The organism is Streptomyces noursei (genome assembly GCF_016917755.1).
Classification (GTDB): domain Bacteria; phylum Actinomycetota; class Actinomycetes; order Streptomycetales; family Streptomycetaceae; genus Streptomyces; species Streptomyces yunnanensis.
Genome location: NZ_CP070326.1, coordinates 4,736,773 through 4,757,329 on the forward strand (window position 1 = coordinate 4,736,773; position 20,557 = coordinate 4,757,329).

At 71.7% G+C, this 20,557-nt stretch carries 19 protein-coding genes; 10 read left to right on the forward strand and 9 right to left on the reverse strand.

Going from position 1 to position 20,557, the window contains the following annotated elements; translation table 11 throughout:
• Positions 1-21: 21 nt before the first annotated feature.
• Positions 22-438 (forward strand): MazG-like family protein, encoded by a 417-nt coding sequence (locus tag JNO44_RS20875; RefSeq protein ID WP_205365635.1) that lies wholly within the window; start codon positions 22-24, stop codon positions 436-438.
• A gap of 79 nt (positions 439-517) precedes the next feature.
• Here the strand turns inward: JNO44_RS20875 and JNO44_RS20880 are convergent, their stop codons facing one another.
• Positions 518-1,225, reverse strand: coding sequence for a TetR/AcrR family transcriptional regulator (locus JNO44_RS20880; protein WP_205365636.1), 708 nt, complete (start codon positions 1,223-1,225; stop codon positions 518-520).
• A gap of 100 nt (positions 1,226-1,325) precedes the next feature.
• Here JNO44_RS20880 and JNO44_RS20885 point away from each other — a divergent pair, with 100 nt between their 5' ends.
• From JNO44_RS20885 to JNO44_RS20895, 3 genes are all read left to right on the forward strand, one after another.
• The gene (locus tag JNO44_RS20885; protein WP_205365637.1) at positions 1,326-2,966 is read left to right on the forward strand and encodes an FAD-dependent oxidoreductase; all 1,641 of its coding nucleotides are present in this window, start codon (positions 1,326-1,328) and stop codon (positions 2,964-2,966) included.
• Between the two features lie 158 nt (positions 2,967-3,124).
• On the forward strand, positions 3,125-3,460 hold the full coding sequence (locus JNO44_RS20890; RefSeq protein ID WP_067349762.1) for a YnfA family protein: 336 nt from the start codon (positions 3,125-3,127) through the stop codon (positions 3,458-3,460).
• A gap of 292 nt (positions 3,461-3,752) precedes the next feature.
• On the forward strand, positions 3,753-4,520 hold the full coding sequence (locus JNO44_RS20895; protein ID WP_205365638.1) for an SDR family NAD(P)-dependent oxidoreductase: 768 nt from the start codon (positions 3,753-3,755) through the stop codon (positions 4,518-4,520).
• Between the two features lie 73 nt (positions 4,521-4,593).
• Here JNO44_RS20895 and JNO44_RS20900 read toward each other — a convergent pair whose 3' ends face one another.
• From JNO44_RS20900 to JNO44_RS20915, 4 genes are all read right to left on the reverse strand, one after another.
• Positions 4,594-5,262: a VC0807 family protein gene (locus JNO44_RS20900; RefSeq protein ID WP_205365639.1), complete on the reverse strand. Its 669-nt coding sequence runs from the start codon at positions 5,260-5,262 to the stop codon at positions 4,594-4,596.
• Positions 5,259-6,473 (reverse strand): FAD-dependent oxidoreductase, encoded by a 1,215-nt coding sequence (locus JNO44_RS20905; protein WP_205365640.1) that lies wholly within the window; start codon positions 6,471-6,473, stop codon positions 5,259-5,261. Before JNO44_RS20905 ends, JNO44_RS20900 begins: the two co-directional genes overlap by 4 nt.
• 48 nt (positions 6,474-6,521) lie before the next feature.
• Positions 6,522-6,983: a MarR family winged helix-turn-helix transcriptional regulator gene (locus JNO44_RS20910; RefSeq protein WP_205365641.1), complete on the reverse strand. Its 462-nt coding sequence runs from the start codon at positions 6,981-6,983 to the stop codon at positions 6,522-6,524.
• A 317-nt stretch (positions 6,984-7,300) separates the two neighbouring features.
• Positions 7,301-8,494, reverse strand: coding sequence for an RtcB family protein (locus tag JNO44_RS20915; protein ID WP_205365642.1), 1,194 nt, complete (start codon positions 8,492-8,494; stop codon positions 7,301-7,303).
• 162 nt (positions 8,495-8,656) lie between these two features.
• Here JNO44_RS20915 and JNO44_RS20920 point away from each other — a divergent pair, with 162 nt between their 5' ends.
• The 3 genes from JNO44_RS20920 to JNO44_RS20930 all read left to right on the forward strand — a co-directional run bounded on the left by JNO44_RS20920 (position 8,657) and on the right by JNO44_RS20930 (position 11,999).
• The gene (locus JNO44_RS20920; RefSeq protein WP_205365643.1) at positions 8,657-9,574 is read left to right on the forward strand and encodes a hypothetical protein; all 918 of its coding nucleotides are present in this window, start codon (positions 8,657-8,659) and stop codon (positions 9,572-9,574) included.
• A 200-nt stretch (positions 9,575-9,774) separates the two neighbouring features.
• Positions 9,775-10,494 carry a DUF3558 family protein gene (locus JNO44_RS20925; RefSeq protein ID WP_205365644.1) on the forward strand — a complete coding sequence of 240 codons (720 nt, stop codon included), beginning with the start codon at positions 9,775-9,777 and terminating at the stop codon, positions 10,492-10,494.
• Positions 10,495-10,682: 188 nt separating this feature from the next.
• Positions 10,683-11,999, forward strand: coding sequence for a DUF2637 domain-containing protein (locus JNO44_RS20930; protein ID WP_240167601.1), 1,317 nt, complete (start codon positions 10,683-10,685; stop codon positions 11,997-11,999).
• A gap of 110 nt (positions 12,000-12,109) precedes the next feature.
• Here the strand turns inward: JNO44_RS20930 and JNO44_RS20935 are convergent, their stop codons facing one another.
• On the reverse strand, positions 12,110-12,334 hold the full coding sequence (locus JNO44_RS20935) for a hypothetical protein (protein WP_205365645.1): 225 nt from the start codon (positions 12,332-12,334) through the stop codon (positions 12,110-12,112).
• 116 nt (positions 12,335-12,450) lie between these two features.
• The gene (gene lysS / locus JNO44_RS20940; RefSeq protein ID WP_205365646.1) at positions 12,451-14,175 is read right to left on the reverse strand and encodes a lysine--tRNA ligase; all 1,725 of its coding nucleotides are present in this window, start codon (positions 14,173-14,175) and stop codon (positions 12,451-12,453) included.
• A 222-nt stretch (positions 14,176-14,397) separates the two neighbouring features.
• Here lysS and argS point away from each other — a divergent pair, with 222 nt between their 5' ends.
• The gene (gene argS / locus JNO44_RS20945) at positions 14,398-16,152 is read left to right on the forward strand and encodes an arginine--tRNA ligase (RefSeq protein WP_205365647.1); all 1,755 of its coding nucleotides are present in this window, start codon (positions 14,398-14,400) and stop codon (positions 16,150-16,152) included.
• A 73-nt stretch (positions 16,153-16,225) separates the two neighbouring features.
• On the opposite strand, the gene JNO44_RS20950 is transcribed toward argS, so the two are convergent.
• A complete protein-coding gene (locus JNO44_RS20950; protein ID WP_205365648.1) occupies positions 16,226-16,792 on the reverse strand; it encodes a Uma2 family endonuclease in 567 nt (188 codons plus the stop codon).
• Positions 16,793-17,182: 390 nt separating this feature from the next.
• Here JNO44_RS20950 and JNO44_RS20955 point away from each other — a divergent pair, with 390 nt between their 5' ends.
• Both JNO44_RS20955 and JNO44_RS20960 read left to right on the forward strand, forming a co-directional pair.
• Entirely contained in the window at positions 17,183-18,262 is a 1,080-nt protein-coding gene (locus JNO44_RS20955; RefSeq protein WP_205365649.1) for an aldo/keto reductase, read from the forward strand.
• A gap of 125 nt (positions 18,263-18,387) precedes the next feature.
• Positions 18,388-19,401, forward strand: a complete 1,014-nt coding sequence (locus JNO44_RS20960) for a CinY protein (protein WP_205365650.1) — start codon at positions 18,388-18,390, stop codon at positions 19,399-19,401.
• 65 nt (positions 19,402-19,466) lie between these two features.
• Here JNO44_RS20960 and hemB read toward each other — a convergent pair whose 3' ends face one another.
• Complete coding sequence (gene hemB, locus JNO44_RS20965) at positions 19,467-20,459, reverse strand: porphobilinogen synthase (RefSeq protein ID WP_205365651.1); 993 nt, start codon at positions 20,457-20,459, stop codon at positions 19,467-19,469.
• Positions 20,460-20,557 lie beyond the last annotated feature (98 nt).

A 20,557-nucleotide genomic window follows, 5' to 3' on the forward strand; every position in this document is an offset into this window, starting at 1 on the left:
AACGAGCGGCACAATCGGGCCATGTCTGATCCCGCCGCCACCTCCTCGGGTCCCGTTGCGGACGCCAACTCCCCTTCTTCTCCCACCCGTTCCGGCGTCTCCTCCGGTGACGCGGCCCCCTGGGACACCGTCGCTGCGCTCGTCGGCTGGCTCGACCGGGAGAGTGCGCTGCCGGCGGAGCAGGAGCGGCTGCTGCGCATCCTGAAGCTCTCGGAGGAGGCGGGCGAGGTGGCCCAGGCCGTCATCGGGGCCGTCGGCCAGAATCCGCGCAAGGGGCACAGCCACAGCTGGGAGGACGTCCATGCGGAGCTGTGCGATGTCATCGTGACGGCGATGGTGGCCCTGCGGACGCTGACGCCCGAGGCGCGGCAGGTCTTCGACGGCCATCTGCGACGGATCGCCGGACGGTCGCCGGGGGCGGTGACCAAGCCGTCCTGAGTCGCCGCCCGGCCGCGTCCGGGCCGGGCGCGGCCGCCCCCTCGACGCGACTGGGCCTCGGCGTCCCCACACCTCGCCGCTACGGCCGTTCCGCCGTCAGGTAGCGCTGGACGGTGGGCGCCAGCCAGGCGACGAGTTCGTCATGGCTGAGTTCGACGGCGGGGGCGACCCTCAGGACGTAGCGGCACAGCGCCATGCCCAGGATCTGCGAGCCGATCAGGGCGGCGCGGGTCGGCGCCTCCTCCGGCACGGGGCAGACCGCGTCGACGAACGGCCGCACCTGCTCGGCGAAGATCCGCCGCATCCGTTCCGCGCCCGCCTCATTGGTGACGCCGACGCGCATCATCCCGGTCAGCGTCTCGTCGCTCTCCCAGAGCTCGATGAAGTGGCGTACGAGCCGGGCGCCCCGCTCCTCGTACGGCACCGCCGTGAGGTCGGGGGCGCGCAGATCGATCTCCGAGGCGGCGGCGAAGAGGCCCTCCTTGTTGCCGTAGTAGCGCATCACCATCGACGGGTCGATGCCCGCGTCCCGGGCGATGGCGCGGATGGTGGCGCGCTCGTAGCCGTCGGCAGCGAAGCGGTCCCGGGCCGCGGCGAGGATCGCGGCGCGGGTCGCGTCGGAGCGGCGGGGGCGCGGGTGGGTGCCGCCCGCGTCGGGAGCCTCGGTGACCACCGGGGGCGGGCCGGCATCGACCTCGGGGCGGACCGCGGGGGTGGCGGAACGCGCACGGGAACGGCCGCCGGGCGGGGTGGCGGAGGGGGTGGTGGAGGGATCACATTCGACCATGCCAACAAATGTAGGCCAACGAGCGTTGACACGCGAGTCGCACGAGTCGTACGCTTGCCAACAAGCGTTGACCAACATGCGTTGGCAGGGGGCGGCAATCATGAATGCCCTCAACCGCAAGCCAGGAGTCACCCGCAGCGACACCGACGGCGGCCCCCGTCCCGACCGGGACGCGGAGGTGATCGTCGTCGGCGCCGGCCCGACCGGCCTGCTGCTCGCCGGGGATCTCGCCGAGGCCGGTCTCGCCGTCACGCTCCTGGAGCGCCGCGACGGCACCACCAGCAATCTCAGCCGGGCCCTCGCCGTGCACGCCCGCTCACTGGAGCAGTTGGACGCCCGCGGCCTCGCCGACGAACTGATCGCCGGGGGCCACCGGCTCCCCGGTTTCCAGGTGTTCGGCAAGGCGGTGCTCCCCGCCTCCCGGCTCCCCACCCGCTTCCCCTTCGTCCTGATCACCCCGCAGTACGAGGTCGAGCGGCTGCTGTTGCGGCGCGCCCGGCAGGCCGGCGTCGCCTTCCGGCACGGGGCCGAGGTGCTGGGGCTCGACCAGGACGCGGACGGTGTGACGGTGCACTTCCGTACGACAGGGGAGGCGGCCGAGGAGCCGGCCGAGGGCGTCGGGAGCCTCCGCGCCGGCTATGTGGTCGGCACCGACGGCGCCCGCAGTGCGGTCCGCGAGGCGGTCGGCCTGCCCTTCCCCGGCAAGGCGGTCATCCGCTCCGTCGTCCTCGCCGACGTCCGGCTGGCCTCGCCCCCCGACTCCCCCTTCATGATCAACGCCGCCCCTGACGCCTTCGCCCTGATCGGCTCGTTCGGCGACGGCTGGTACCGCGTCATCGGGTGGAACCGCCGGGCCCAGGCCGACGACGACGCCCCCGCCGATCTCGACGAGGTCCGCGAGGTCACCCGGCTCGCCTTCGGCACCGACTACGGCATGCAGGACGCCCGCTGGATCTCGCGCTTCCGCAGCGACGAGCGGCAGGCGCCCGCCTACCGCGTCGGCCGGGTCTTCCTCGCCGGGGACGCCGCGCACATCCACTCCCCGGCCGGCGGCCAAGGGATGAACGTGGGCCTTCAGGACGCGGCCAACCTCAGCTGGAAGCTGGCGGCGGTGGCGAAGGGCCACTCCCCCGACCACCTGCTGGACAGTTATCAGGACGAGCGCCATCCGGTCGGCACGGCGGTGCTGCGCAGCAGCGGCGCGATCATCAGGCTCGCGCTGGTGCACTCCGCACCGGGCCGGGCGCTGCGCGCGCTCGGGGTGCAGCTGCTGAGGCACCTGCGGCCGCTGTCCCAGCGGGCGATGGGCCGCGTCTCCGGTATCGACGTCGCGTATCCGGCCGAGCGCGGCGCGCATCGGCTGACGGGCCGGCGCGCCCCCGACGTCCGCCTCGCGGACGGCGGACGGCTCTACGCACTCCTCCGGCAGGGCAAGTTCGTCCTGATCACGCCCGAGGGCGAGCCGCCGGAGGGCATGGCGGCGGCGCCCGCGCCCGACCGGGTGGTGACCGCCACCTGGGAGAGCGGACGCCGGACGGCCCTCCTGGTACGCCCTGACGGCTATGTCGCCTGGGCCACCGACGCCACCGCTCCCGCCGAGCGTGCCGCGGCGCTCCGCAGCGCCCTCGCCCACTGGTCCGGGTCCGGGTCCGGGTCCGGGTCCGGGTCCGGGTCCGGCAGCACGATCGCCGTCTCCGCTCCGGCCGCGGCTCGCCCCTTGTGCCCCAGCGAAGAGATATGAACCACCGGCAGCCGGGCCCGGGACGCCCGGCCGGGCCGGGGCACCGGGACGGCTAGGGGCGCCCAGCCCCAGCCCCAGCCATGACGGTAGGAGGGGCCACCCCGGGCCGCCCCGCCCCGTCCTCGCCCGGACCCGCTCGTCTCCTTACGCTGAACGGCATGCTCATCGCCCGTTCCGCCGCCCTGTTCGTCGTCGCCGCGCTCTTCGAGATCGGCGGTGCCTGGCTGGTGTGGCAAGGGGTGCGAGAACACCGGGGCTGGGCGTGGATCGGCGCCGGGGTGATCGCCCTGGGGGTCTACGGCTTCGTGGCCACGCTCCAACCGGACGCCGAGTTCGGCCGGATCCTCGCCGCGTACGGCGGGGTGTTCGTCGCCGGGTCGCTGGCCTGGGGCATGGTCGCGGACGGCTACCGCCCCGACCGCTGGGACGTCATCGGCGCGCTGATCTGCCTGGCCGGCATGGCCGTGATCATGTACGCACCGCGCGGCCGCTGATCCGACCGGCCGCGATCGCCCCCTCGTCACGCTCCGGGACCGCTCGACCCCGGCGCCCCTCCGCCCGTCAACCCGCCACTTCCCACTGCATATCCTGGCCACGCACCACCCGCAGCAGTCGCACCACCCGCACCGCCGCTCACGAACCACACCGGGATTCACGCACCACACCACGGTGCACGGCCCCGGTTCACGGACCTGGTTCACCGACCCGGTTCACCGCCCGCACCAGGCTTCACGAGCCGCACCACGGCTCGCCGTTCGCACACGCACCGTGCAGAGGGAGCGCACCATGACCGCCGATTCCGCCGACATCCGTACCGCCGTCGTCACCGGAGCGAGCAGCGGCATCGGCGCCGCGACCGCACGGGCGCTGGCCTCCGCCGGCTACCGCGTCGTGCTCACCGCCCGCCGCAAGGACCGCATCGAGGCCCTCGCCGACACCTTGCCGCACGCCGAGGCGTACGCGCTCGACGTCACCGACCGCGCCGCCGTCGACGCCTTCGCGCGCTCCCTCGACCGCTTCCCCTCCGTCGACGTGCTGGTCAACAACGCCGGCGGCGCACTCGGTGCGGAGCCCGTCGCCACCGGTGACCCGGCCGACTGGCGCGCGATGTACGAGGTCAATGTGCTCGGCGTGCTGCACATGACGCAGGCGCTGCTGCCCGCGCTGACCGCCTCCGGCGACGGCACCGTCGTCGTCCTGTCCTCCACCGCCGGGCACGCGACGTACGAGGGCGGCGGCGGTTATGTGGCCGCCAAGCACGGCGCGCATGTCCTCGCCGAGACGCTCCGCCTGGAGCTGTGCGGAGAGCCGGTACGGGTCATCGAGGTGGCGCCCGGCATGGTCAGGACCGAGGAGTTCGCGACCACCCGCTTCCGCGGTGACTCCGAGAAGGCCGCCAAGGTCTACGCGGGCGTGGACGCCCCGCTCACCGCGGAGGACGTCGCCGACACCGTCGCCTGGGCGATCACCCGTCCCTCGCACGTCAACATCGACCTGCTCGTCGTCCGCCCCCGGGCACAGGCATCCAACACCAAGGTGCACCGCAGCAGTTGAGCGGCGCGGCAGTTAAGCGGCGCGGCAGCAGAGACGACGGCGGGATGCCGGGCGGATCGCTGAGTGCGTGCCCCTAGGTCCGTGCGGCCGTGGACGGCTGGTGCGCGTCGGTGAACCGCTGCTGTTCGGCGTCGACGATGCGGGACAGTCGCGGTACGCGTGAACGGAGCATCACCACGATCGCGAGGATCAGAGCGATCCCCGGCACCTTCTGCAACCCGTCGGCCTGGCTGACCGGAAACGCATAGACGATCACTACGTTCAGCAGGGCGTAGCCGAGCATCGCTGTGGCACTCGCGGCGGTGAGCCGGCGGTGGGTGGCCCGCATCTGCGGGGAGTTGTGCCAACTGCGCTCGTACGCCGCGGCCCGCTCCGGATCGCCCTTGGTGGCCATCGGTGTGGCTCCGGTGTAGGTGAGCGGGCGACCGCGCCAGCAGGAGAGCAGGAAGACGGTGGCGGCGACGGTGAGGTAGACGGTGGGGCGCAGCAGCGCCAGCCGGGCGTCACCGGAGACGGTCAGCAATGCGGCTGTCGCTGCGAGTTCGGCGATGACGAGCAGGCCGAGGGCATCCACTCGCCGGCCGCGGATCATGCGGGGAACGGCGTACCCGGCGGTGGCCGCGCAGGCGGTGATCAGCGCGGGCGCGTCGGCGACGCCGAACCAGTGCAGCAGGTAGTAGACGACGGTCGGAACGATCAGGTCGGACAGGATGGGCAGCAGGGCCCGCAGGGTCCTGGTCATCGCTGGGTTTCCTTTCCGGCACGGCGGATCGCCTGGGCGAACCGCTCGCCGTAGTGCAGCGACTCCGCTACGGCGGCGAAGCCGTAGCGGCGCATCTCGGTCTCGTACGCGTCCACCGCCGATACCAGCCCGGCGGGATGCCGGACGGCGGTGAGCTTGTCCGCGAGCGCGGCCGCGTCGCGCAGCGCGGTGTTGGCGCCGGTGCCGCCGGCCGGCGACATCGGGTGGATCGCGTCGCCGAGCAGGGTGACCCGTCCGGCGGGCCAGGTGGGCGGCTGGTCGGCGACACGTACGTTCTGGACGAAGCAGTCTTCCGGGGCGGCCTCCCGCACCGCCTGGTGCAAGGCGGGGTGCCATCCGGTGGTCGCGTCAGCCGCGTACCGGTGCAGCTGGGCCGGCGACGCGGTACGCCACTGCTCTTCGTGGGCGAACGGTCCCCCCGGTTCGCCGCTGAGCACCCACATCAGGTAGTCGGGTTCCTGCTCCAGCGACACCGCCGGCGTCACCGCGGCGGCGGCTTCCGCGTGCGGTCGGCGGGCGCGGTAGGCCCCCCAGATCCCGATGTGGCCGTGCGGGGCGACGGTCACCGCGACCCGGTCGAAGAGCGGCGCGGGCAGCCCGTCCCGCAGTGCGGGGCTCAGTGTGGTGCGCCCCCACAGGCAGCGGACGCCGGTGTCGCGGGTCCGTACGTCGGGCAGCAGCCCGGCACGTACGGCCGAGCCCACGCCGTCGGCTCCGACCAGCAGATCGCCCTCGGCGGTCGAGCCGTCGGCGAGGAGGACCCGCACCCGGTCGGGGGTCTGCTCGAAGCCGACCACCTCCTGTCCGAAGCGCACCTCCCGTTCCAGTCCGGCCAGCATGATCTGGCGTAGCGTCAGCCGGTTGACCCCGGTGTGGTCCCGAGGGGTGGCAGTGCCGTCAATGCCGACGTCGGTCGCGTACAGCGGGTGCATGCGGTGGTCGAAGACCGCTACCCGGGCCCGCGCCTCGTCGTTGGAGGTGGCCAGGTACAGCCGGAACAGTTCCTTCGGCAAGCAGGCGGCGAGGGCGTCGCCGCCCACGCGGTTGATGTTGATCCGGTATCCCCGCCGGTCGGCTCGTACCGTCGGCGTCCGCTCGAAGACCGTCACGGCCAGGCCGGCCTTGCGCAGTGCCTGGGCAAGGGCGAGGCCGCCCACCCCCGCACCGGCGATCAGTACCCGAAGTGTCACGCGATCCCCCATGGTGGTGTGCTCTTGGTCGTGCGCTCCGCCGAGCGGTCACCGGTCCAGGTGGGGATTGCCCACCTTTGCCTTGGACTCCTCGAACCTGGTCAGCAGGTCGGCCAGGGTTCGCACGTCCGCGGCGTCCCAGTCGGCGACGAAGGCCGTGAAGCGGTCGAGGCCCTGCTCGGCCAGCCGGTCGAGCTCATGCCGTCCGGAGTCGGTAAGCGTGACGATGCTGGAGCGGCGGTCCGCAGGATCGGTCGTCAGCGTCACGTGGCCGGCCTGCTGAAGCGTCTTCAGCTGGTGGGTGATGGCCGACCGGTGCACCTCCAGGGCGGAGGCGAGATCGGACGGGCGCACCGCCTTGTCCGGGACCTCCCGCTCCGCCCAGCCGAGCACCTGGAGGACGGCGAGGGCCGCCGCCTCCGGAATCCTGCGTCGGGCCCGTTCCACACCGGCAGCCACCGTGTTGACCGCGAACGCCAACCGTGCCACGTCGTCTCTGCTTGGTCGCATGCCCTCACCGTAATGTAGTTGATTGACTTAATCAACTGGATTGGCGCAAGGTCATGCCCTCAAGGGCCGCGCCCAAGGGGGAACGAGCGGGCTTTTCGACCGCTCTGCCACCCTGGTTCGAGCGAACCGGGATTGAGCCCGAGCTCGCCTTTCGCACACCGAACTTGCCGAAGAACCAGCGGATACCTATGAGTGCCCATGCGGCATGCACTCCTGGTGCCACTTGCCCAACGCGCTCGGCGCCCAGGCCATCCGCAAGCATCAAGCCCCGGACCGCATCCGGTCCGGGGCTTGTCGATCACGTGTAGCGCTGGGTCTTAGCCCTTGACGCAGACGACCTGCTTGAGCATGGCGACGACCTCCACGAGGTCCCGCTGCTGCTCCATGACCTTCTCGATCGGCTTGTAGGCGCCGGGGATCTCGTCGACGACGCCGGAGTCCTTGCGGCACTCCACGCCCCGCGTCTGCTCCTCCAGATCGCGCGTGGAGAAGCGCTTCTTCGCGGCGTTCCGGCTCATCTTGCGGCCGGCGCCGTGCGAGGCGGAGTTGAAGGACGCCTCGTTCCCCAGGCCCCGGACGATGTACGAGCCGGTGCCCATCGAGCCCGGGATGATCCCGTAGTCGCCGCCGCCGGCCCGGATCGCTCCCTTACGGGTCACCAGCAGCTCCACGCCCTCGTAGGTCTCCTCCGCCACGTAGTTGTGGTGGCAGGAGATCACCGGCTCGAAGACCGGCCGGGCCTTGTGGAATTCCTTGCGGACGACGTCCTGGTACAGGGCCATCATCACGTCCCGGTTGTGCCGGGCGTACTCCTGCGCCCAGAAGAGGTCGTTGCGGTACGCCGCCATCTGCGGGGTGTCCGCGATGAAGACGGCGAGGTCGCGGTCGACCAACCCCTGGTTGTGCGGCAGCTTCCGGGCCTGCTCGATGTGGTACTCGGCGAGCTCCTTGCCGATGTTGCGGGAGCCGGAGTGCAGCATCAGCCAGACCGAGCCGGTCTCGTCGAGGCAGAACTCGATGAAGTGGTTGCCGGACCCCAGCGAACCCATCTGCTTGGCGGCCCGCTCGTGCCGGAACTTGACCGCCTCGGCCACCCCGTCGAAGCGGCCCCAGAAGTCGTCCCAGCCGGCGGCGGGGAAGCCGTGGATCCGGCGCGGGTCCACGGGGTCGTCGTGCATCCCCCGGCCGACCGGAATCGCCTGCTCGATGCGGGAGCGCAGACGGGAGAGGTCGGCGGGCAGGTCGTCGGCGGTGAGCGAGGTCTTGACCGCGCTCATGCCGCAGCCGATGTCCACGCCGACGGCGGCCGGACAGACCGCCCCGCGCATCGCGATGACCGAGCCGACGGTGGCCCCCTTGCCGAAATGCACGTCCGGCATCACGGCCAACCCCTGGATCCACGGAAGCGTGGCGACATTGCGCAGCTGCTGCATCGCGACGCCCTCGACCGTGGCCGGGTCGGCCCACATCCGGATCGGCACCTGGGCGCCGGGCACTTCGGTGTACGACATATCTAACCCATTCCCCCGGAAAACTGAAAAACGCAAAAGCCGGACAATACGCCTGATCATGGACGGCGAACCGGCGTTCACGGCGAGACGTGCGGTAGACATTGTGTCCACCTGCTGCCATCCGGCGGCAACCGCATTTCCGCAGGGAAGGAGCCGCGAACGATGCCGCGCAAGTCGTTCGTACCCGGTGCCGCACTGCTGGTCACCGCGGCCCTGGCCGCCGGTCTCACCGGCTGCTCCAGCGGCTCCACCACCGGCACCGGCAGCAGCGACGGCAAGGGCGGCGACACCACCGCCGCCAGCCAGTCCGCCCAGCCCGGCCGCTACCAGACCCTGCCGGAGGCATGCGGCCTGCCCTCCCGCAGCACCCTGCGCGACATGCTGCCCGGCGACGGCCAGCCGCTGCCCCCGGCGGACGCACAGAAGATCTACGCCGGCCGGGCCGACGTCACCTACGACACCGATCGCCGGGTCGGCTGCCAGTGGACGCGGGAGACCACCGAGGGCACCCGCCACCTCACGCTCGACATCCAGCGCGTGGTCTCGTACAACGCCGCGGTCAGCGACGACGACCGGGCGCAGCAGATCTACCTCGGCAAGGAGCAGGCCGCCAAGATCCCGTCCGACGGCTCCGGCTCCCCCTCGGCCTCGGCCAGCCCGAAGGACCAGCCGAAGGGCAAGCCCACGGACCAGTCGAAGCCGACGGCCGGCGCCACGGGCCAGGGCGACGGCAAGGACGCCGACGCGGGCGGCAAGAAGACGGACGGCGACGCGACCAAGGCGACCCCGTCGGCCTCCCCGTCCGAGACGCCCTCCGACCCCGCCACGGGCCCCGGCAGCCCGCTCGCCCCGCGCGTCCTGGACGGCCTCGGCGACGCGGCCTTCCTCAACGACCAGCTGATCACCACGGACTCCGGCGTGCACCGCGACATCACTGTGGTCTTTCGCACGTCGAACGTCATCGTGACGCTCACCTACGACCAGTGGTCCACCGACAAGACGCAGCTGCCGGAAAGCCAGGAACTGCAGGACAAGGCCCGTTCGTTGGCCGGCGAACTCGCCGACAGCCTCAGCGAATAGGCCCGCTATGGGCCGACTTCCCGGAAAAGGAGAGATGCCCGAAAGTGCCCCATTCGCCCCACTTTTCAGTGGTGACGAACCGGGCAGCCGCCTCGCTCCGCCGCGTACCGTGCCCTAGGACCCGCCCCGACCACGGGACCGGGCCGCCACACGCCACAAGGGTCCGCACCGACTCGACGACGACGAACAGCGAAGGAACCATGCACCGATCAGCCAAGCGACTCGCCGGCCTCCTCACCTGCGCAGCAGTACCGATGCTGCTCGTCGCCGGGTGCTCCGGCTCGGACAGCAAGAGCTCCGGTGACAGCACTCCCTCCGGCTCGTCCAGCGCCGCCGCCAGCACCGCGCCGTCGCCGACCGTCGCCGCCGCGAAGTTCAAGAAGCTGCCGAACCCCTGCACGGCGTTCTCCAAGGACACCCTCGACAAGCTGCTGCCCAAGGTGAAGGACGCGGCCGGCGCGCAGGGCAAGTCCACCGACCCGACCGTCCGCGGCGCCTGCTCCTGGACCAGCTCGGACGAGCAGGGCGTCGACGGCACCCAGTTCCGCTGGCTGGACGTCGCCTTCCAGCGCTACGACTCCGACCCGACCGTCGGCTCGGGCGAGAAGCGCGCCACGGACTTCTACACCCAGCAGATCAACGACGCCAAGGGCACCCAGGGCGCCAAGAAGGTCGCCACCGTGGCGACCGCGGGCACCGGCGACGCGGCCACCGCCATCACCTACGACATCGCGAAGGAGGGCAACGACTTCAAGAACACGACGATCGTTGCCCGCACCGCCAACATCGTCGTCACCGTCAACTACAACGGCGCGGGGATGGCCGGCGCCGACGACCCCAACGGCAACGACCTGCTGAAGGCCGCCCAGGCCGCCACCAAGGAAGCCGTCACCGCCGCCACCAAGGCCAACAACGCCTGACCTCCCCGGGAACACCGGCCGGCGGCACCGCCCCGGCCCTCCCCGGCTCGGCGTGAACGGGTGTGCAACGCTAGGGCCTGTCCGGTGCATCAGGAGCGGATAGGCCGCGCCAGACGCCGCGGACCCGGTCCTGATGCACCGGACAGGCCCTAGGGCCCCAATTCGCCGAGTCCGGGGAGGGACCGCGGGTGTCCGCGACACAGACCGCGCAGTTGACCCGTACGCACCGCGTCCTGATCGGCGTGGTCATCGCCGGCGCGGCCCTGATCGCGGCGATCGGCTTCACCGGCTCCTACGCGGCGGTCCGCGCCCTGGCCGAGAAGAAGGGCTTCGGCGCCTTCTCGGTCGTCTTCCCGATCGGCATCGACGCCGGCATCGTGGTCCTGCTCGCCCTGGACCTGCTGCTCACCTGGATCCGCATCCCGTTCCCGCTGCTGCGCCAGACCGCCTGGCTGCTGACCACCGCGACCATCGCGTTCAACGGGGCCGCCGCCTGGCCCGACGCGCTGGGCGTCGGGATGCACGCGGTCATCCCGGTGCTGTTCGTCGTCGCCGTGGAGGCCGCCCGGCACGCCGTCGGCCGGATCGCCGACCTCACCGCCGACCGGCACATGGAGGGCGTCCGGCTCGCCCGCTGGCTGCTGGCCTTCCCCTCCACCTTCCGGCTCTGGCGCCGGATGAAGCTGTGGGAACTGCGCTCCTACGAGCAGGTCATCCAGCTCGAACAGGACCGCCTCGTCTACCAGGCACGGCTGCGGGCCCGCTACGGGCGCGGCTGGCGGCGCCGGGCCCCGGTCGAGTCCCTGATGCCGCTGCGGCTGGCCCGCTACGGCGTCCCGCTGGCACAGACCGCGCCGGCCGGGCTGGCCGCGGCCGGCATCGACCTGCCGGCGGACCGGCCGCTCTCCCCCGCCTCTCCCCTTCCCGCGGGCCCGGAGGCCCTGCCGGCCGTCCCGGGCCCCCGCGCGGCCGCGGCCCCCATGCCGGCGGCCCCCGAGCCGACGCCGACGCGGGAACCGGAGCCGAAGCCGGAGCCGAAGCCGGAACCGGAACCCGTAGCGGAAGCTCCCGCACCCGCACCCGTTCCCGCGCCCGCTCGCGTGGAGGAAACCCCAGCCGAGGGCGAACGCCCCCACCCCGCGCCCGAGTCGACCGTCCCGGTCGGACCGGGTCGACGACGCCCCCTGGGCACCGCGGGCGCCGCGCTCCCCCACGACGAGCCGGACGCCGACTTCCCGGACGCCGGCTTCCCCAGCGCCGGCTTCCCGGACGCCGGCCCCGCCGACGACGTGCCCCGGGACGAGAAGTACTTCGCCGCGTACCGCTCCTACGTGGCGGAGAAGAACGACTTCCCCGACTCCCGCCAATTCGGCCGCTATCTCCTGGAGTCCTACGGGTACCAGGGCCGCGACGGGGGCCCGCTCAGCGAGGGCTATCTGCGCGGTTTCCTCCGCGACTTCCGCGCCCGCTTCCGGATGGAGATGGAGTCGGAACACATCCCGTAGGCGGAACACGCCCCCCGCTAGCCGGGCACACCCACGGGGCGGGCGGACGACGGCAATGGCAGCGAGCGCTCAACACCCCTGCCCTGTAACCCCGTTACACCGCTACGGCGTTACGGCGTTACGGCGTTATGCCCCCGCTCCCTCTCCTCCTTGCGCTTGCGGTCCCACTCACCCCATGCGATCAGTGCGACGCCCGCGGCACAGATGCCGGCGTAGGCGGGCGACGGCAGGTGGCCGAAGTGCCGGATCACGCCCCAGGCACCGTCGAAGAAGACCTGCCCGATAAAGCCCAACGCGCCCTGGAGCATGACGATGAAGCCGATGATTCCCCTCATGCACCCAGCGTGACGGGTTCGGCCCCGGGGATCCTCCTCCCCGGGGCCGAACCCGTTCTCGCTCTTGAGTCGGAGAACCCTGCGTGGCTCTCCTCCTCGGTCAACCGGTCAGCCGGTCAACCGGCCAGCAGCTTGCGGACCCGGTCCGCGCCCACCGCGAGCAGCAGCGTGGGCAGCCGGGGGCCGGTGTCCCGGCCGACCAGGAGGTTGTAGAGCAGCGCGAAGAAGGCGCGCTGGGCGACCTTCAGCTCCGGCGTCGGCTTGGCCTCCGGGTCCAGGCCCGCCTGGACCTTCGGCACGCCGTAGACCAGGGTGGTCAGCCCGTCCAGCGACCAGTGGTCGTCCAGGCCGTCGAGCAGCAGCCGCAGCGCGCCGCGGGACTGGTCGTCCAGGGTGGCCAGCAGCTCGGTGTCGGGCTCCGCGCGGACGACGGTGCGCTGGTCGGCGGGGACCTGGGTGGTGATCCAGTGCTCCGCCTTGTCCAGCCGCGGCCGGGTCTCGTCCAGGGACGTGACCGGGTGCTCCGGGTCCAGGTCGGTCAGGATGCGCAGGGTCTGCTCGTCGTGGCCCGCGGTGATGTCCATGACGGAGGCCAGCGTGCGGTACGGCAGCGGGCGCGGCGTCCGCGGCAGTTCGCCGGCGGCGGTGCCGATGGCCCGGGTGTAGGCCGCGGCGTCCGCGGGCTGCGCGGTGCCGTCGGCGACCTTGGCCGCGAGCTTGTCCCACTCGTCGTAGAGCCGCTGGATCTCCTGGTCGAAGGCGATCTTGAAGGACTGGTTGGGCTTGCGGCGGGCGTACAGCCAGCGCAGCAGCGGCGCCTCCATGATCTTCAGCGCGTCGCCCGGGGTGGGCACGCCGCCCTTGGAGGAGGACATCTTCGCCATGCCGCTGATGCCGACGAAGGCGTACATCGGGCCGATCGGCTGGTCGGCGCCGAACACCTCGCGGACGATCTGGCCGCCGACGACGAACGACGAGCCGGGCGAGGAGTGGTCCACGCCGGACGGCTCGAAGATCACGCCCTCGTAGGCCCAGCGCATCGGCCAGTCGACCTTCCAGACCAGCTTGCCGTGGTCGAACTCGCGCAGTGCCACGGTCTCGGAGTGGCCGCAGGCGACGCACTCGTAGGACATCTCCGTGGTCTCGTCGTCATAGCCGATGACCTTGGTGAAGTCCTTGTTGCAGACCGTGCAGTACGGCTTGTACGGGAAGTAGCCCGCACCGCCGGCGCTGCCGTCGTCCTCGGTGGCCGCGCCGGAGCCCTCGGCCGCCTCCAGCTCCGCTGCGTCCACCGGCTTCTGCTGCTGCTTCGGCTTGCCGGTCGCCTTGTCCTTGGTGCGGTAGCGGTCCAGGACGGCGTCGATGTCCTTGCGGTGCTTCATCGCGTGCAGGATCTGCTCGCGGTAGGCGCCGGAGGTGTACTGGGCGGTCTGGCTGATGCCGTGGTACTCGACGCCCAGCTCCGCCAGGGACTCCTCCATGGCCGCCCTGAAGTGCTCGGCCCAGCTGGCGTACGGGCTGCCGGGCGGGGCGGGCACGGCGGTCAGCGGCTTGCCGATGTGTTCCTCCCAGGACGGGTCGATGCCGGCCGGGACCTTGCGGTACCGGTCGTAGTCGTCCCAGCTCAGGACGTGCACGCAGGCGTGGCCGCGGCGGCGGACCTCGTCCGCGACCAGGTGCGGGGTCATCACCTCGCGGAGGTTGCCGAGGTGGATCGGGCCGGACGGGCTCAGGCCCGAGGCGACGACGACCGGTTTGCCGGGGGCGCGGCGCTCCGCCTCGGCAATGACCTCGTCCGCGAACCTGGAGACCCAGTCGGTCTCGGTGCTCTGCTGAGCCACGATCGGCCCTTCCTCTTCCTGGTGTCCTGGTGCTTCCACGATGCGCCCACGCGCGCCCACCGGCGCCGCGCTCCGTCTCCGCGTGGCGCGGGCGGGGCGGTCCCGGACGGACAAAAGCCTGACGGAGCCCATTGTCCCAGACGCCCGCCGCACGGAAATTCCATGGTGGTGCCGTGGGATACTCAGGGCAAACCCTTTCCACCCCAACGGAACGGCAGTTCAATGGCCTCGGTCACCTCCCTCGCAGCTACGGTCAACCAGCGCGTCGCGGACGCCCTCTCGGCAGCCCTGCCGGAGGCCGGCGCCGCGGACCCGCTGCTGCGACGCAGCGACCGGGCCGACTTCCAGGCCAACGGCCTGCTCGCGCTGGCCAAGAAGCTGGGCGGCAACCCGCGGGAGCTGGCGGGCAAGGTCGTCGACGCGATCGGCGCCGACGGCCTGCTGAAGGACGTTGAGGTCTCCGGCCCCGGCTTCCTCAACATCACCGTCGCCGACACCGCGATCACCGGCACGCTCGCCGCGCGCGCCGCCGACGACCGGCTCGGCGTTCCGTACGCCGACGCGCCGGGCACCACGATCATCGACTACGCGCAGCCGAACGTCGCCAAGGAGATGCACGTCGGCCACCTGCGGTCGGCGGTCATCGGCGACGCCCTGCGCAACATGCTGGACTTCACCGGCGAGAAGACCATCGGCCGCCACCACATCGGCGACTGGGGCACGCAGTTCGGCATGCTCATCCAGTACCTGATCGAGAACCCGGACCAGCTGGCCCCGGCCGCCGACATCGACGGCGAGCAGGCGATGAGCAATCTCAACCGGGTCTACAAGGCGTCGCGCGCGGTCTTCGACTCCGACGAGGAGTTCAAGGAGCGGGCCCGCAAGCGGGTCGTCGCCCTGCAGTCCGGCGACCGGCAGACGCTGGACCTGTGGCAGCGGTTCGTGGACGAGTCGAAGATCTACTTCTACTCGGTCTTCGAGAAGCTGGACATGGAGATCCGCGACGAGGAGATCGTCGGCGAGTCCGCGTACAACGACATGATGGCCGAGACGGCCCGGATGCTGGAGGAGTCGGGCGTCGCCGTCCGCTCCGAGGGCGCGCTGGTGGTCTTCTTCGACGACATCAAGGGCAAGGACGACAAGCCCGTTCCGCTGATCGTGCAGAAGGCGGACGGCGGCTTCGGCTACGCGGCGTCCGACCTGTCCGCGATCCGCAACCGCGTCTTCGACCTGCGGGCGACGACGCTGCTCTACGTCGTCGACGTCCGCCAGTCGCTGCACTTCCGGATGGTCTTCGAGACGGCCCGCCGGGCCGGCTGGCTCAACGACGAGGTCAAGGCCCACAACATGGGCTACGGCACGGTGCTCGGCGCGGACGGCAAGCCGTTCAAGACGCGTGCGGGCGAGACGGTGCGCCTGGAGGACCTCCTCGACGAGGCGGTGCAGCGCGCCGCCGAGGTGGTGCGGGAGAAGGCGCAGGACCTCACCGAGGACGAGATCCAGGAGCGGGCCGCGCAGGTCGGCATCGGCGCGGTGAAGTACGCCGACCTGTCGACGTCGCCGAGCCGGGACTACAAGTTCGACCTGGACCAGATGGTCTCGCTCAACGGCGACACCTCCGTCTACCTCCAGTACGCCTACGCCCGGATCCAGTCGATCCTGCGCAAGGCCGGCGCGACCGCGCCGGCCGCCCACCTTGAGCTCGAACTCGCCCCGGCGGAGCGGGCGCTGGGCCTGCACCTGGACGCGTTCGGCGACACCGTCGCCGAGGCCGCGGCGGAGTACGCACCGCACAAGCTGGCCGCGTACCTCTACCAGCTGGCGTCGCTCTACACGACGTTCTACGACCAGTGCCCGGTCCTGAAGGCGGACACCCCGCAGCAGGTGGAGAACCGCCTCTTCCTGTGCGACCTGACCGCCCGCACCCTGCACCGGGGCATGGCACTGCTGGGCATCCGGACGCCCGAGCGGCTGTAAGGACGTGGCCTAGGACCGCATGCACGAGCCCCCCGCATCCGGCTGCGGGGGGCTCGGCGCTGTTCAGGGTCGTTCAGGCGTAACGGGCCAGGTTCCCCGTCGTGATCTTCACCCCGAGGCCGGGGACCTCGACGTCCTCCCCGTACAGGCCGTGCCTGCGCCCCTGGTACTCGCCGTCACGCGGCACGGAGTACACGGTCCACGTACTGTCACGCGGATCCACCAGGAGATACACCGGGATGCCCGCGTCGGCGTACCAGGCGACCATGTCGCGGGTGTCCTTGGTGCTGTTCCCCTTGGAGACCACCTCGACGACCAGTTCCACGTCACCGGGGTCCGCCAGCCACTCGTCGGACTCGCCGAACCCGGCGTCGCAGATGAGGAGGTCGGGGGTGGCGTAGTCGTCAGGGTCGCCGGCGAGGGGGACCGAGGCGACCTGGAACACGTCCAGGTGCGCAGGCAGCTCGCTGAGTAGCTGCTTGCTGATCGCATTGATGATTCCGGCATGCTTACCGCGCGGAGTCGGCGACATCATGAGAACCCCCCGGATGATCTCGGCCCGCAGGCCACTGGCCTCTTCAGCCGCCTCGGCGGCCTTGCGCAACGGTGTCATCGCGCGCTCCGGGCTCATGAGAGTCATGACGGGCTCCCTTCCGATACCCATCGAGTCTAACGAGACCGCTCCCGGCAGGTCGCGCTGACCGCGCTCGGCCGTCGGCGGCGCGGTGCCACTCGCACCACACCACCTTGCCGGGGTGCCGCTCCCCCCACCCGCCCTCGTCCACCCCTGGGCGGCGTTCACCGCGTACGCCGTCGCCGCTCGCTGAGAGACGCGTCGCCGACCCGGCCGTCCGCCGGGCCGGCCGTCCTTGGCGGGTACCGGCAATACCAGGAACGGGGTTCCCAGGAAATGCCGGACCTGGCAGGCGGTCCGCGACGGCCGCAGAGTGGTCCCGTCAGCACGCGACGACGGCTGACGGCCAACGACCACGTGCGGCAACGCTTGACGACGGGCTGGGGAGCAACACCTATGCGCAGGACCACACTTGGACGCACCGGCATCTCGGTCAGCCGGCTCTGCCTGGGCACCATGATGCTCGGGGCCTGGGGCAACGCGGACCACGACGAGGCCGTGCGCCTGGTGCACACCGCGCTGGACGCGGGCATCAACTTCGTCGACACGGCCGACATGTACTCGGCGGGCGAGTCCGAGGAGATCGTCGGCAAGGCCCTCAAGGGGCGCCGGGACGAGGTGGTCCTGGCGACGAAGGTGCACTTCCCGATGGGCGACGGCACCGCCCCGGTCGGCTCCCCGGCCGTCGTCGACCCCAACCGCGCCGGGAACTCGCGGCGTTGGATCAAGCGCGAGGTCGAGAACAGTCTGCGGCGCCTGGGGACCGACTACATCGACCTCTACCAGATCCACCGCCCGGACCCGACCACGGACATCGACGAGACGCTGTCCGCCCTCTCGGATCTGGTGCGCGAGGGGAAGGTCATGGCGATCGGGTGCTCGGACTTCCCCGCCGAGGAGATCGTCGAGGCGAGGTGGGTGGCGGAGCGCCGCAACCACGTCCCGTTCCACACCGAGCAGCCGCCCTACTCGATCTTCGCGCGGGGCGTCGAGCGGGGCGTACTGCCCACCGCGCAGCGCCACGGCATGGGCGTACTCACCTGGAGCCCGCTGGCCAGCGGCTGGCTGGCGGGGAAGTACCGCACGTCCGCCGGGCTGGAGCTGAACGACTTCCGGCGCGAGTTGATCCCGCACAAGTTCGACCAGAGCCTGCCCGGGAACGCACGCAAGCTGGAGATCGTCGAGGAGCTGGTGAAGCTGGCGGCGGACAGCGGCCACCGGCTCACCCACCTCGCGCTGGGGTTCGTGCTCAGCCACCCCGCCGTGACCTCGGCCATCATCGGCCCGCGCACGGTCGCGCAGCTCGACGACCTGCTGGGCGCCGTGGACGTCGTGCTGGAGGACGACGTCCTGGACCGCATCGACGCGTTGGTGGCACCGGGCACCGACCTCAACCCCTCGGACTCCGACTACACCCCGCCCGCGCTGGCCGACGCCGCGCTGCGCCGCCGCCCGAGGGCCGAACGCGGCGCCTGAGGACGGCCGTTCGGCGGCGAGGCCCCAGGTGCCCGGATGCGGTGCCCGGGGCCTCGTGGCGCAATCTAGACTTGGCCGTCGGCCCGGGGCGGGCACACGGAACCACAGAACCATGAGGGCTGCACGTGCGGGGGCGTATCACGACGGGTCACAGGCTGCCCGCTTTCCTGGCAACGGCAGCGGTCACCCCGGCCCTGCTGCTGGCGACCGCCCGGCCCGCGGACGCCTTCGGCACGGTCAACGCCTTCGGGCAGCACGCCGAGCACGAGCGGATCACCCGGGCCGCGCTGGCCTGCGCTCCGGGTGTCCCCTCCGACGGCTCCTGCTTCGAGCCACGCTCCCTGGATCAACTCGCGGGGCACAGCTGGACGTTCGGCGCCGTCGGCGCGCCGGACTCGGACGAGTTCCTCAACTCCGCAGCGCATTGCGACAACGCGGACTATCTGAACGTGACGGGCTATCCGCAGAGTCGGCAACAGGCCACCGCGGCGCTACGCACCTGCATAGCCCACCTGCAGGCGCGCTTCCGGCAAGGTCTCGCCGCGGCCGAGGGAACCCTCGACACCCGGGGCCGCGTCGTGGCCTCCGAGACGGAGCTGCGAAGAGACTGCACCTTCACGCTCGGGCTGCCCGGCCGGGCCAAGTGCGAGGCCATGGAGGGGTTCGGCCGTGCCCTGCACGGAGTCCAGGACTTCTACGCGCACAGCAACTGGACGGATCGCACCGACCGGTCCCGCCCGGTCAGCCTGGTCAACCCCCCGGGCCTGGGCCGCTCCGCGCCCTCACCGCTGCTCGATCTCGCCGCACCGCGACCGCCCCGGCCGTCGGCGGTCCCGCGGAATCTGACGACGGGCTGCTTCTCACTCCTGGTCGGCGCCTGTGCTCACCACGTCGGGCACGCCGACCTCAACAAGGACGAGGGGACGATCGACCCGGTATCCGGCGCGGCGAGTGCGCCGGCAACGGCACGCGGCCAAGTGGCCGGGAACTTCACCCGGGCGGTGCGGGGCGCCATCGCCGACACCCGCCGCCAGTGGAAGCAGTTCCGCGAAGCGCTCCGCCAGAGGTACGGCACGCAGCGCGGTGCACGCATCGCCTGCGTCATCAGCCACGACGATCCGGTCCGCGACTGCGCCTGACGCCTCCGGCGAGGCGGGCGGGCGCGGTCGCGGACCGGGCCGTCGGCTTCTGGGGCAGAAGTGCCCTAGCCCAGCTTCCGGGCGACCTCGGTGGCCCAGTAGGTGAGGATCATGTCTGCGCCGGCCCGCTTGATGCCGGTCAGGGTCTCCAGGATCGCGCTGTCGCGGTCGATCCAGCCCTTCTCGGCGGCCGCCTCGACCATCGCGTACTCACCGGAGATCTGGTACGCCGCGACCGGTACGTCCACCGCGTCCGCCAGCTTCGCCAGCACGTCCAGGTAGGGCAGCGCCGGCTTGACCATCACCATGTCGGCGCCCTCCTGAAGGTCGAGCGCCAGCTCGCGCAGCGACTCGCGGAGGTTGGCGGGGTCCTGCTGGTAGGTCTTGCGGTCGCCCTTCAGCGACGAACCCACCGCCTCGCGGAACGGCCCGTAGAACGCCGAGGAGTACTTCGCGGTGTAGGCCAGGATCGAGACGTCCTCGTGGCCGGTCTGGTCCAGCGCGTCCCGGACGACGCCGACCTGGCCGTCCATCATGCCGCTGGGGCCCACGACGTGGACGCCGGCGTCGGCCTGGACCTGCGCCATCTCGGCGTACCGCTCCAGGGTCGCGTCGTTGTCCACCCGGCCCTCGGCGTCCAGGACACCGCAGTGGCCGTGGTCGGTGTACTCGTCCAGGCAGAGGTCCGACATGATCACCAGGTCGTCGCCGACCTCGGCCCGCACGTCCCGGATGGCGACCTGCAGGATGCCGTCCGGGTCGGTGCCCGCGCTGCCCACCGCGTCCTTCTTGGCCTCCTCGGGCACGCCGAAGAGCATGATCCCGGCGACGCCCGCCTCGACCGCCTCGACGGCGGCCTTGCGGAGGGTGTCGCGGGTGTGCTGGACGACGCCCGGCATGGCGCTGATCGGCACCGGCGCGCCGACCCCCTCCCGGACGAACGCGGGCAGGATCAGATCGGCGGGGTGCAGCCGGTGCTCGGCGACCATCCGGCGCATGGCAGGGGTGGTACGCAGCCGCCGCGGCCGCGCGCCGGGGAAGGATCCGTAATGCGTCATGCCGCCCACGCTACGCCCGCCCCGCCCGTGCCTTTGCCGACGGCCCGTCGGCCGCGGGCGGGCCCGGAACACGAAGCCGGGGGCGCCCCCGCAGGGAC